A 13309-nucleotide genomic window follows, 5' to 3' on the forward strand; every position below is an offset into this window, starting at 1 on the left:
GAATATTATCCGATGATTTTATGTGCGTGGCATATTTTATAGCTGTTATCCAGTAAAGTTTCTACACGGTGGTAATCTTGATTGGCGATGGCGGTAAACAGCACATCTACTAACGTGAGCTGTGCAATGCGGCTGCTCATGGCACCACTTCGGCGGTACACTTCGGGTGACGATGTAAAAAGCAGGTAGTCTGCCTCGTTTGCCAGCACGCTTTTGCAGAATTTAGTGATGGCTACGGTGGAACAGCCCGAATCTTTTACAAGATGCAGGCACTCAATAACCTCCTGCGTGGCGCCAGAATGCGAAATAAACACCGCAACATCGTTGGGGGTAAGGTTGGTGGCATAGGTAAACTGGATGTGTACATCGCGGCAGAAACAAGCGTTTTTGCCGATGCGCAAAAGTTTATTAAACAAATCTTCTGCCACAAGTGCAGATGCACCTACGCCGAAGATTTTAACCGAATCTCCTTTTATAATCAGCTGCGAAACACGCTCGATCGTGTCGCTGTCAAGCAGCGTCAAAGTATCGTCAATCGCCTGTATACTGCTGCTGCGCACCGTCTGGATCATTTTGTCTATTGTATCGCAGCCGCGGATATCGGCATAAAGCAGTTCGCTGTCGTGCGGCTGCTGTTCGGCAGAATTTTCGTTTAGTTCGGTAAACAGGCTTCTTTTTAAATCTTTTAAGCCTTCAAAACCAATGGTTTTGCAAAACCTTACCCACGCAACCTGGCTGGCACCCGATTCTGCCGCAAGCTGCGAGATTGGCATATGAAATACATTTTCAACATTATTTAAAAAGTAATCTGCCACTTTTTTGCCCGAGTTGCTCAAGCTGTCGTATATCCCTTGAACGCGTAATTCAGTTTTTGTCAATTGTCTCAATCCCTTCCCTATCAATGGTGAACAATAAGTGATTTTGAATCGGGGCGTTTCGGTTGTAAGATGAAACTATAAAAATAAAACCCGAAATAAAGTTTCACATTCCTACCCTTATTTAACACAAATCGGGTAAAAAAGTCAATAGGGCTTATAAAATCGCAAGATACAATTTACCAAAGGGGGCGAATTTATGGTTTGCAATGGCATCGACCGAATAGACTCTTTTCCTCACCTTTTTAAAAAGAAAGCACTCGGGCTGATAACATCGGTTTCGGGCGTTAACCTTGCGCTGCAATCTACCATAGAAATACTGCACAAAAGTTACGGGTTAACTGCCCTATTTGCGCCAGAGCACGGGGTGCGGGGCGACCGCGATGCAGGCGAAACGGTGGACACCTATACCGATGCAGAAACGGGACTGCTTGTTTACAGCCTTTACAGAAAAGATTCCAAACGGCTGACTGAAGAAATGCTCGCGCGCGTGGATGCCGTGGTGTACGATATACAGGATGTGGGGGTGCGATACTATACATTTATCTCTACCCTGCTGCTTGCGATGGAGGATTGCGCAAAATGCGGCAAAGAGCTGATTGTATTAGATCGGCTCAACCCGCTTGGCGACCGTGTGGAGGGCAACCTGCTAAAAACGGAATACACAAGCTTTGTGGGAGCGTACCCCCTGTGTATGCGTTACGGGCTTACTGCGGGCGAGTTTGCAACGATGGCAAACAGCGAGAAAAAGATGGGCTGTAAACTGACCGTTGTACCCTGCGCGAGTTGGCAGCGGCAGATGCTGTTCCCACAAACGGGCAACCTTTGGATGATGCCCAGCTTGGGGATGCCGCGTTTTGATACCGCATTGCTCTACCCCGGCACCTGCCTTTTTGAAGGAACCAATGTTTCAGAGGGGCGGGGCACGGCTTGCCCGTTTGAGATCATCGGTGCACCGTATATCAGCGCGCCTGCACTGTCACGCGAGATGAACGCAAAAGCATTGCCCGGGCTGCTATTTACTCCGGTGTATTTTAAGCCGACCGCCTCAAAACATGCGGACAAAGCCTGTCAAGGTGTACACCTTCACATCACCGATTACGCTGCCGTTGAGCCTGTGAGAACGGGTGTGGAACTGCTGAGCAAGATTGCGCAGATGTACCCCAAAGATTTTCAAATTCTGCCGCCGAGCAAAGAAGGCGGGCGCCCCTTTATCAGCCTGCTTACGGGCGACAGCCTGTTTGAACAACCTGGTTGGGATGAAAAACAGATATTGGCTGATTTTGAAACAGAATGCAAAGCATTTGCAGAATATAAAAAACAGTTTCATCTTTATGATTAAAAGGAGTGTGGCAAGTGAATAACTTAACAGCAAAACAAAAAGTCGGTCAAAGGTTGATTGCAGGGTTCGGCGGCACACAGCTGAATGATGAAATCATCGCGTTGGTGCGCGAATATAAAGTGGGCAATATCATCCTTTTTAGGCACAATATCGAAAGTGCACAACAGCTAAAAACACTGTGTGACGAAATACAAAAATTAGTGCAGGCAGAAACGGGCATCCCCGCCTTTATTACAATTGACCAAGAGGGAGGCATGGTAACTCGCCTTTCGCAGGATGCGAGCAATATCCCCGGAGCGATGGCAATCGCATCCACCGGCAACCCAGAAAATGCCTATCGTGCGGGGTACATTACGGGGCAGGAACTGCGGGCGATGGGGGTTAACTTTAACCTTGCCCCCAATATGGACATCAACTCCCATGCCGACAACCCCGTCATCGGTGTGCGCAGTTATGGCGACACCCCCGAAACGGTTTGCCGCTACGGTTTAGAAATGATTCGCGGCCTTGCCGATGCGGGTGTGGCATCCTCGGCAAAACACTTCCCGGGGCATGGCGATACCAATGTGGATTCGCACTTGAGTTTACCCAAAGTGGATAAGCCGTTGCAGGAACTCGAACAAAACGAACTTCGTCCGTTTGCAGAGGCAATCAAGGCGAGTATCCCGTCGATTATGACAACACATATCCTGTTCCCCCAGTTGGAGCCGAAAGAAATCCCTGCCACCATGTCGCGTAAAATCGTAACCGAGCTGTTAAGACAGCGCATGGGCTTTCAAGGTTTGGTCATCAGCGATTGTATGGAAATGAGTGCCATCAAACAGTATTACGGCACGGTAAACGGCATTGTCAGCGCGATGAAGGCAGGGGTGGATATGGTATTTGTTTCGCACACCCCGTCGGTTGCGGTAGAAGCGGTAAAAGCGGTACTGCAAGAGTTGGAAAACGGCAGTATGGACACAGCCGAAATGGATGCATCGATACAGCGCATTCTTGACTGCAAAGAAAAATATGTACATACCGAGCCGTTGCCGCTAGAAATAGTAGGATGCACCGAGCATAAACATGCAGTGCAGGAAATGATGGATAAAACACTGACACTGGTTGGTGGAGAGCGTGTGCCGCTGGGCGATAAGCCATGGTTTTTGGCACCCTATGCGTTCCGCGTTACGTTGGCATCGAACGTGGAGGACAAAAGTCTTTCGTTTGCGGAGTATATGGTACAGCACTTGGGCGGTGATGGGACGAATCTTTCGCCCAACCCCACAAACGAAGAGATTGCACAGCTTGTACAGCAGGCAGGTAAATACAGCAGTGCTGTGGTTGGTACATACAACGGCCATCTGCACCGCGGGCAACTGCAACTGGTAAAAGCATTGGCAGAAAGCGGCATTCCCGTAACAGCCGTAGCGCTGCGCAACCCCTACGATTTGGCTAGCATGCCGCAAAGTGTTTGCCGCCTTGCCGCATTTGAGTATACCCCCCTCGGTTTGGATGCGGTGGTGCGTTTTCTGCGTGGTGAGCTGACACCTACGGGAAAACTGAGCATCAGCCTGTAAGGAGGATAGACTTGTGTTTGTAGTGGGAATTGACGGAGGCGGTACAAAAACTGCTGTACAGGTGATGTCTTTGAGCGGAACGCCGCAGGGCGACCGCGTGTTTGGTCCGCTCAACAGCAACGGAGGCTCGGAAGAACAGGTAAAAAACACCCTGCAAGAGGTTCTTGCCTGGCTGGATAAACCAAATCGAGGATTATCCAACTGCGATATGATTTGCATTGGCACTGCGGGTATCAGTAACCCCAAAACAGAGGCGCTGATTCGAAATGTATTTGTTGCAGGAGGTTACAGCGGCAAGTTGATGCTGGTAGGCGACCAAGAAGCCGCACTGTACGGTGCGTTGGGCAAACCCGCAGGGGCGGTACTTATTGCAGGAACAGGTTCGATCTGCTACGGCCGCACCGAAGACGGGCGTACTGCACGCTGCGGTGGCTGGGGCAACAAGATTGATGACGAGGGCAGCGGCTATGCTTTGGGGCGGGATGCACTCACCGCGATTGTGCGTGCGCATGACGGGCGCGCCCCGAAAACCGTGCTGACAGAATTGGTATTTCAGCAATTGGACATCGGCAACATTCCAGAGCTGATTCGTTTTACCTATGACGAAGCCACGCAGAAAAAAGAAATCGCCCAGCTTGCACCATTGGTTGCCACAGCGCTGCAGCAAGAAGATGCGGCGGCGGTGCAGATTGTACGCAAAGCGTGCGATGAACTGGCGCTGCTGGCAGAAACCGTGGTTGAAAAGCTCCAACTTGAAAATGATGAAATGGCACTCATCGGCAGTATCCTTAATCAAAACGAACGTATCCGCAAGGGTGTTGAAAAACGATTATACAAGCGCTTTCCAACGCTGCGCTGCATCAAAGAAAGGTACACTCCGTCTATGGGCGCAGCGCTGATGGCAAAAGACGCTTATATCAAGGGGAGGAACAAAAATGCCTGATATGTTAGTAAACCTGCTCCATCTGCCCGATGAAAGGGAGATTTTAGAGAAATTCGAGCAGGAGGAAATTGTCATCCGCAGGGCTTTGGCACCCGATAAACTGAGAATTGTGGATTGGGTGCGCAAAAATTCAAGCGAAAGCGCCGCGGGCGAATGTGACGTCAGCTTTAGCCGCGTGCCGGTTTCGTGTTTTATTGCCACCAGAGGAAAAAAGCTGCTTGGCTATGCTTGTTACAATGCAACAGCTTTGGATTTTTTTGGCCCTACACGAGTGTTGGACAGTGAAAGAGGCAAGGGCATCGGCAAGGCATTGCTGCTGCGCAGCCTGCGCGCCATGCAGGACGAAGGCTATGTGTATGCAATCATCGGCGGTGTGGGCCCCGCTGAATTTTACGAAAAATGCGTTGGTGCAACCTTGATTGAAGGCTCAACCCCCGGCATTTACCGCGACTTATTGGGCAAAGAGATGGAATGATGTTGTTATTTCAGTAACCTACCTGTGACGTACAATTATTACGGCATAAGCCCTCTTGTGTTTTTTGCATTTTTGTGGTAGTCCTATATTAGCTGACATTTTAAAAATACGGGGTATTGTCAGGTGAGAACAACCTTGTCACTGCGGAGGAGCTTATATGATAATAGACACGATGCTTTGTATGGAATATTTGGGGATGAACGAGGAATATTGGCAGCAGGCACAAAAGGCACTTGATGCAATCAAAAGTGACGACACAGCGCGAACCGTTGCGAAAAACTCCAAAAGGCTGCTGTGTACCGAAAAGAACGTTAGTGAAGCAGAACTGCTATGCCGAAATTTAACCCAATATGCTAGGGCGTTTTTGCCCCAACATGCCGACATGGCGTTGGCTGCCCTGCTCGGTGCTTGTCTGCCTGCGGCGCTGCAGCAGCTTTCTTTGCAAGGTGTGCCGGATGATGTACTGAAAGATACATTCCGCGATTTTTCGCGTTGGGCAGAGACTTATCAGCAGCAACATGGTGTGCCTGGTATCGGTGAATTGCCGTGGGTGCTGTTCCCCTATGCACAGCGCATTTTAAAGTTGGGCAGGCTGATGTATGAAACCGTCTTTTTTCCCTTTCCTTATTATATATTGAAAAGTAATGCAAACGGAGATATTACAATTTTGGCGGCGGAGGGCATACGGGTAACGGCACAAGGGTTGGTGGAGCACACCAACAGCAAACCGGAGGCCGCGGTTTTTACCACAAGCCTTGTTTTTGGGCACGGACAGCTTACAGGCAACCGTGTTGATATAAATGATGCCGTAATTTTGCCGCAACCACATACCATACGGTTAGCAGAACACCGCATTTTGCTTTCACCGGGAATGCCGATACTGAATATGCACATACCGCAGGAGGGACCGCTGACACCCGATGCCGTCAACCGTTCGATGGAACAGGCAATCGGATTTTTTGAAAAACGAGGGTTCCCGTGCGAAACAGCCATGTGTGAAAGCTGGCTGCTTGACCCTTCCCTACTTCATTTTTTAAAAGACAACAGCAATAGCGTACAGTTTATGAAGAGGTTTGCAAAATTCCCTGTGTGCGTACCGCAGCCCTCTGCGGCAAAACGTATTTTTGGCTTTAATTTTGACATGAAACAGTTACAGGATGCCCCTGAAGAAACCGGCATGCAAAAGGCACTGAAAGCCTACCTGCTGCAAGGCGGAGAGATTTTCGATGTGGGCGGAATCTGCTTATTAAAATAGAATACGCTTACAAAATAGTATTTCTTCTGAACGAAACAAAGCTCATCAAACCATTTGGCTTGATGAGCTTTGCTGCTATTGGGTACTTCTATTAATATTCCATCTGGCGGTAGTATCTTCTGGTTGTTAAGGGGTGGTTTCTCACATGCTCAAGATGGCAGCTTAAACGCTCTGTAATTGTGTAGACAATCAACGGAGATACAAATTTGCGGAATTCCTGATCCAGCGGAAGTTCAATGTCTTTTGTATCGAAGATATTGATTTCTTTGGTTATTTTCTTTGCAAAATTGAGTACGCGGTCCATCAAAGGTCTGGTTTCATCTTCACCGTAGAAAAGAATTAGGCTGGTATCTTCTTCAACCAATTCCAGTGTTCCGTGGAAGAATTCTGCTGCGTGAATGGACTTTGTTTTAATCCACTGCATTTCTTCTAAAATACACATTGCATAGTCGTATGCTTCGCCCCACAAGTAACCGCTGCCGATAACCATGTGGTAATCTGTATCTTTATGCTTTTCTGCCATAGCTTTACTTTTGTCTTCGTAGCTTTCTTTTGCTTTAATCAGGTAAGGTGTAATTTGTGCAAGTTGGTCTGCAAAGTTGCTGTACTTTTCAAAAGCTCCTGCATTGTACATCATTCTTGCAACAAAAGGTATATTAGTCAAATAAATTGCCTCTGCAAGGCAGTCATCCTCTGCAAAGCTATGGAAGAGGTAATCTGCATATTGGCAGGCAGGCGTACCGGCGTTGGATACATACATGACCACTCTTGCACCTGTGTCTTTGCAGAATTTAGCCGCTTGTATGATTTCTTTGGTATTGCCTGATCTTGTGGAGAATACACAAATAGAGTTTTTTGTAAATTTTTTATGCCCCATTACCATAAATTCCGAAGCGATCATAGAGTAAGACTCGATGTTAGACTGAGTATCCAGCATATACTTTAACGGAAGAGAGTGCGCGTATGTACCGCCGCAGCCTATAAAGAAAATATTGCTGTACCCTGCTTTGCAAATTTCATCTGCTGCTGCTTCAATCTGTGGTCTGAGTGCCAATGCATCGTTTACTACTTTTTCGTATCTCGGAACATCAAAATTAAACATTTGTTTTCCTCCTTATGTGCAGAATCCATAGTTGCATGTGAATTTACAACTACTTAATGAATCGAAATGATTCATATTGATTCGTTTTGCATCTTTATTATAGCAAATTGATTTAATCATGTCAATATTTACGGCAAAAAAATTTAATAACATCAAATTGAATCTAATAGGCTCAATTAAAAATAAAAAAGGTGCATGCCATTAACGGCATACACCTTTTCATCACTTAAATTTTATGCAATTATAACTTCGATATCTTGCTGTTTTAAAGCTTCAACAATCAAGGGGTCTACCTCTTTATCTGTTACAACCACATGGATTTCGGACATTTGGCAAACCAATACAAACGCAGTGCTGTGAAATTTAGTATGGTCGCATAAAGCAACAACCTTATCGGCTACACTAATGATACGTTTTTTCAAAGCAACTTCATCAATATTGGTTATGTAACATCCGGAATTGATATCAATGGCATCAAACCCGATAAATGCGATATCCGCACGCATATTTTGTATTTGCTCTTCTGCGCCGTAACCGCGCAGCGTAAAAAAATCGGGGCGCAATTGGCCGCCTGTAACGGTAACGTTAATTCCCGGGTAAGACGTTAAATCGGCTGCAATCGCAATATCGTTGGTGACGAGGTTAATTCCCGTCAAATCTTTCATAAAAGGCACCATAGCGCGTGTGCTTGTTCCTGCATCTAAAATGACGGCCTGGTCGTTTTTAATTAACTTACTCGCAACCTCGCCCAAGCGTATTTTTTCAATCGCATTCGTTGATCTTTTTTCATTGTAAGCAGGCTCGGGAACTCTATCTTCTTCGTTGCACACGGCACCACCTCGTGTTAAGGTGATTGCCCCTGTCTCGTTTAGCGCGGTAAGGTCCCGCCGAATGGTTGCTTTGGATACCCCTAGTACATTCATCAGCTCATCAACACTGGCAAAATGTCTGTTTTGAACATATTCTGTTATTCTTGCCAGACGTTCATCCCTAATCAAAAAATCACCCCGCCATTGCCGTTATGGCGTATAAAATTTCATCTGCTCGGCTTATTTACAGATGAAATTATTACGAGCGAATTTGCTGAAAATAAATCTAAATAAATCATTTTGAACCAATTCAACTCACGGTTTAAGTATATCTTGTATTTTTTCAATTGTCAAGGTATTACAATTATGTATAAAGATGAACCGAACCCTTTTGTGACTGAGTTTGTTTTTGCGGTACAAGGCATTTTGAAAGTGAGCCGCTAACTGCGGATATAGTGATAGTTCATTTTTGCCTTTGATAACTGAATTAACCACGTTTAATATCCAATTCGCTGCAGATTTGATTTATAACAATTGCCGATTGCGCCAAATAAAGCTCTGGGCTGCTAAAGTAAGGCGATAGAAGTTCTACCGAGCACCAGCCTTTGTATTCGTAACGTTGAAAGATACGGAATAGTGCGGTTATAGGAATCAACCCGCGGCGGTCGTCCAGCTGCATATGGAATTCAGTTGCGCCGTCGGTATTGCAAAGATGAATATATGCCATTTTGTCCTTCAATTTATCGAAATACTCTGTAAACGGTTCACAGGTTATCAAGGGTGGGACTGTATCCATCATACCTTTTAAAGCAGGGCTTTTTACGTCTTCGAACAATTTCAGTAAATCATCTGCCGTTGTAATAAGGTTCCCCTCCGATGGGGAGAGTGATTCCATAATAATATCTACGCCAAGCGTTTCTGCCCGTTTGCACAGTTGCCCTACACCGTCAACCAAAGCGTTCCAAGTCGTTTGGCGGTTTGTTCTGTATCCCGCATGGGGTACGGTTATCTGCATTTTATCTGTACCGATTTCTGCCGCGGTTTCTACGCTTTTGATAAGGTAATCTAGGGTTTGCATCCGCTCTTTTGGGCTGAAAGATGCGAGATTATAAGGGTAAGAAAGAATTTCGGGAGTAAACATCGAAACTTCAATACCGTATAGGCGCTTCCATTTGATGATTTGTGCAATCTCTTCCTGCCCCATATCATACGCATAAGCATGCGGACGGGCACCCCATATTTCAACACCTTTAAAACCGTATTCCTGTGCCATTTTAAAAGAATATTCTAATGGGAACCTACAGAATAAATAGGTTAAAAACGCAAACTTCATCATGACACCTCAATTCTTTTAATCCTTTAAAAAATCCTGCCGACAGATTGCCAGCAGGATTTTAAAGATTGTAATTTAGTCTTTTTCTACAAAAGTATCTACTTCTTTTGCCTTTAGCAAGCCTTGTTCGGTATGTACCACACCGTTAATCTGCTCGCCCTGCAATAATTTCGAAACCGTTTCGATACATACGCGGCCGATTGCTTTAGGGTACATTGCAACCGAAGAGATAATCTGGCACTCGGGCCCGTCTTTTTTCATAATTTCAAGCTGTTCGGGAGTGGCATCATATCCAGCGATCTTAATATCTTTACGGTTCATTGCCTGACATGCTGCATAAGCGCCCAATGTGTTGTCGCCCATAAAACAGAAGATGCCTTTGATATCGGGATGTGCGGTAAGCATATTCTCTGTAGTTGCGCGGTGAGTATCGCGTGTACCGGTAGAAAGCTGACGGACAATTTCTATATCGGGATATTGCGCCATCACGTCTGAAAAACCTTTGATTCTTTCTTCTGCGGTTGTTACACCGGGAACTTCTTCAAGAATGAGTACTTTTCCTTTTGTACCCATCTGTTCAATCAGATATTCCGCTGCAATTTTACCGCCCGCAACGTTATCGGCAAGCACTTTTGCGTTTACCTCTGCCTGTGTGTCAATATCGTAATCCACTACTATAATTCCTGCATCTCTTGCCTTTTTAATATAAGGAACAATGGCATCCGCATCAACAGGAGCGATTACAATGGCATCTACTTTTTGCTGAATCAAATCTTCAATAATAGCAATTTCTTTTTGCATGTCGCCTGCAGGGTCGGGAGATACAATATTAATCCCCAGTTCTTCGGCTTTCTTTTTTGCACCTTCTAAAACGTCAACATGAAATTCCTCTGCGAGAGACCAAGTTAAAAACGCTACATCAAATTTTTCACCGTTTTTTACAGGATTTGCCTTTTCACCGGAAGGAGATGCAGATTCGCCGGTTGATTTGGATCCACAGGCGGTTAGCGCCAATACCAAACAGAGTGCCAAAACCAGAGCCATTAACTTCTTTATGCTTTTCATATTTGTTCTCCTTTTCATTTGTTTATGGTTAAGCCGCATTATGGTACAAGGGCAGAGCTTATTTTGTTTTAGAAGAGAAAATAGAGTATAACACCGATGCTACTATAATTGCGCCTTTTACCACCAACTGCCAGTAAGAGCTGATATACATTAAGTTCATGCCGTTGTTTATAATGCCCATTAGCAGTGCACCTAAGAAAATACCTGTTACCGCGCCTTTGCCGCCGCTGAAAGATACACCGCCCATAGCGCATGCTGCGATTGCTTCGGTTTCGAATGCATTGCCCGCAGTTGGCTGAGCCGATGCATTTCGTGCCGATAGAATAACGCCTGCCAGTGCCGCTAAGATACCGCTGATCATATAAGAAAGCATAATCACGCGTTTTGCATTGATACCCGAATGAAAGGCTGCCTGATAGTTACCGCCTACCGCATAGACAGACCGCCCAAAAGATGTTTTGGATAGAATGATGCCGATGATTACAAATGAAGCAAGCATAAATAAAATCGGTACGGGAATCCCTGCTACTGAACCAACCCCCAGATGAAGCATATTTTCAGGCAGATTGCCGATTGGTTTGCCATCGCAGATTAAATATGCCACACCTCTTAAAGAGATTTGCAGGCCCAGTGTCATAATAAATGCCGGAATGCCTGTTTTCGCAATCATAAATCCTGCAAATAGCCCCAAGATGCCGCCAATCACCATACCAACAATCATTGCCGGTACAAGCCCTATCGTATTTCCTACCACTATTTTAGTTACAATTGCACCGCATAGCCCTGCAACCGAACCAACCTGAAGATCAATGCCGCCTGTCATCATAGCAAAAGCCTGCCCGCATGCAAGAATACCGTAAACAGAAATTTGGCGAAGAACATTCAAAATATTCTGCTGTGTTAAAAAGTTGGGGCTGCGAAAACTTAAAAACGTACCTACAACGAGAATTACTAATATTAGACCTGAGTACGACCTAAAATCAGTACTATTCAGTTTTTTAACAACTGCCTTGTTCGATAATTTTTCTTTTGCTTCAACTATGTTCATGTTCTGATTGCCTCCTTGGTAGCCAGTTTCATAACAGCTTCTTCTGTGGCTTCGCTAGCCGGCAGTTCGCCTGTTATGGCACCTTCGCGCATTACAATAATGCGGTCACTCATATTAATTAATTCAGGGAGTTCTGATGAAATCATAATAATAGAAACCCCTTGCTTTACCAAGTCACTCATGATTTCATATATTTCTGCTTTTGAACCGACGTCTATGCCTCTTGTGGGTTCATCCAATATTAAGATATCCGGCATGGTAATCAGGCATTTAGCTAAAACTACCTTTTGCTGGTTACCGCCGCTCAAGTCTCCCGCCAGCTGATGCGGACCTGCTGTTTTAATGTGAAGCTTTTTGATATACGCTGCGGTTTTCATCTTTTCCATATCCGTTTTCATAAACCCTGCTTGGCTCAGCTGCTTTAAAGAGCTCATCTCCATATTGTGAAGAATACTGCGAATCAGCACCAAACCTTGGTCTTTACGGTCTTCGGGCACAAGTGCAAAGCTGTTTTTTATGGCTTGTGTGGGGTTTTTATTCGTAATTTTTTTCCCGTCCTTATAAATATCCCCTGTACAATCATCCAAGCCCAAAATGGCACGCATTAATTCGGTTCTTCCTGCCCCAATTAATCCGCCGAACCCAAGAATTTCTCCGCGCTTAAGCGAAAAGGAAGTATCTTTTACATGTGCATTATTGATGTGCTCTACACGCAGAATCTCTTCGCCGATATCAACATGGATTTTTGGGAACTGAGACTTTAGCGAGCGCCCCACCATCATTGCAATAACACCGTCAACATCCAAATCTTTAACCATACCGCCGCCTGAGTTTTTACCATCGCGGAGTACGGTAATACGGTCACCGATAGCAAAAATATCTTCAAGCCGATGGGATATGTAAATAAGCGAAACGCCTTTATTTTTCAAATCGCCGATAATACGGAACAAAATTTGGGTTTCTTCATTAGTTAGTGAGGAGGTTGGTTCGTCAAAGATGATTATTTTGGAATCGAACGAAACAGCCTTCATAATCTCTACCAATTGGCGTTGAGCGACGCTGAGCGAAAGAATATGGTCATCGGGAGAAAAATGAATATGCAACTCATCCATTAAGGATAAAGTTTGGCTGCGGAGCTGCTTAAAATCAACCAGCCCGTTTTTCTTTGGATATCTGCCCATAAAAACATTTTCTGCAATGGTCATATTCGGGAATTGAACGAGTTCCTGATAGACTGTGCTGATTCCGATTTGATGTGCCGCGCTGGGGTTTGTTATGTTTACCTTTTCTCCCTCAAAAAAAATCTCGCCTTCTGTGGGCTGCACTACACCGGATAGTATTTTCATCAACGTTGATTTGCCTGCACCGTTTTCTCCCAGTAAGCACAGCAGCTCTCCCTTTTTAAGCTCGAAATCAACATTATCCAATGCTTTTATACCGCCGTAGTTTTTGGTAATACCCTTCATCTCTAGTAATATTTCTGACATAAACGGTTACACATCG

Annotated in this window: 12 protein-coding genes; 5 read left to right on the top strand and 7 right to left on the bottom strand. The window is 45.3% G+C overall.

All coding sequences use genetic code 11. The features are described 5' to 3' along the window. Positions 1 to 5: 5 nt before the first annotated feature. Positions 6 to 878, bottom strand: coding sequence for a MurR/RpiR family transcriptional regulator (locus EDD70_RS13645; protein WP_092756599.1), 873 nt, complete (start codon positions 876 to 878; stop codon positions 6 to 8). A gap of 196 nt (positions 879 to 1074) precedes the next feature. Here EDD70_RS13645 and EDD70_RS13650 point away from each other — a divergent pair, with 196 nt between their 5' ends. From EDD70_RS13650 to EDD70_RS13670, 5 genes are all read left to right on the top strand, one after another. Continuing rightward, a complete protein-coding gene (locus EDD70_RS13650) occupies positions 1075 to 2217 on the top strand; it encodes a DUF1343 domain-containing protein (RefSeq protein ID WP_092756597.1) in 1143 nt (380 codons plus the stop codon). A gap of 14 nt (positions 2218 to 2231) precedes the next feature. After that, the gene (nagZ, locus tag EDD70_RS13655; protein ID WP_092756595.1) at positions 2232 to 3776 is read left to right on the top strand and encodes a beta-N-acetylhexosaminidase; all 1545 of its coding nucleotides are present in this window, start codon (positions 2232 to 2234) and stop codon (positions 3774 to 3776) included. A gap of 13 nt (positions 3777 to 3789) precedes the next feature. After that, positions 3790 to 4719: a BadF/BadG/BcrA/BcrD ATPase family protein gene (locus EDD70_RS13660; protein WP_092756593.1), complete on the top strand. Its 930-nt coding sequence runs from the start codon at positions 3790 to 3792 to the stop codon at positions 4717 to 4719. Next, entirely contained in the window at positions 4712 to 5194 is a 483-nt protein-coding gene (locus EDD70_RS13665; RefSeq protein WP_092756591.1) for a GNAT family N-acetyltransferase, read from the top strand. Before EDD70_RS13660 ends, EDD70_RS13665 begins: the two co-directional genes overlap by 8 nt. Before the next feature lie 157 nt (positions 5195 to 5351). Further along, positions 5352 to 6449, top strand: a complete 1098-nt coding sequence (locus EDD70_RS13670; protein ID WP_092756589.1) for an acyltransferase domain-containing protein — start codon at positions 5352 to 5354, stop codon at positions 6447 to 6449. Between the two features lie 91 nt (positions 6450 to 6540). Here EDD70_RS13670 and EDD70_RS13675 read toward each other — a convergent pair whose 3' ends face one another. The 6 genes from EDD70_RS13675 to EDD70_RS13700 all read right to left on the bottom strand — a co-directional run bounded on the left by EDD70_RS13675 (position 6541) and on the right by EDD70_RS13700 (position 13293). Next, on the bottom strand, positions 6541 to 7551 hold the full coding sequence (locus EDD70_RS13675) for an SIS domain-containing protein (RefSeq protein WP_092756587.1): 1011 nt from the start codon (positions 7549 to 7551) through the stop codon (positions 6541 to 6543). A gap of 233 nt (positions 7552 to 7784) precedes the next feature. After that, positions 7785 to 8549 (bottom strand): DeoR/GlpR family DNA-binding transcription regulator, encoded by a 765-nt coding sequence (locus EDD70_RS13680; protein ID WP_092756585.1) that lies wholly within the window; start codon positions 8547 to 8549, stop codon positions 7785 to 7787. 298 nt (positions 8550 to 8847) lie between these two features. Continuing rightward, complete coding sequence (locus EDD70_RS13685; RefSeq protein WP_092756583.1) at positions 8848 to 9696, bottom strand: TIM barrel protein; 849 nt, start codon at positions 9694 to 9696, stop codon at positions 8848 to 8850. A 72-nt stretch (positions 9697 to 9768) separates the two neighbouring features. After that, a complete protein-coding gene (locus EDD70_RS13690) occupies positions 9769 to 10758 on the bottom strand; it encodes a sugar ABC transporter substrate-binding protein (RefSeq protein ID WP_162840950.1) in 990 nt (329 codons plus the stop codon). Positions 10759 to 10816: 58 nt separating this feature from the next. Further along, on the bottom strand, positions 10817 to 11806 hold the full coding sequence (locus tag EDD70_RS13695; RefSeq protein WP_092756579.1) for an ABC transporter permease: 990 nt from the start codon (positions 11804 to 11806) through the stop codon (positions 10817 to 10819). Beyond that, positions 11803 to 13293 (bottom strand): sugar ABC transporter ATP-binding protein, encoded by a 1491-nt coding sequence (locus EDD70_RS13700; protein WP_092756577.1) that lies wholly within the window; start codon positions 13291 to 13293, stop codon positions 11803 to 11805. Before EDD70_RS13700 ends, EDD70_RS13695 begins: the two co-directional genes overlap by 4 nt. Between the last annotated feature and the right edge of the window lie 16 nt (positions 13294 to 13309).

It is taken from the genome of Hydrogenoanaerobacterium saccharovorans (assembly GCF_003814745.1).
Lineage (GTDB): Bacteria > Bacillota > Clostridia > Oscillospirales > Ruminococcaceae > Hydrogenoanaerobacterium > Hydrogenoanaerobacterium saccharovorans.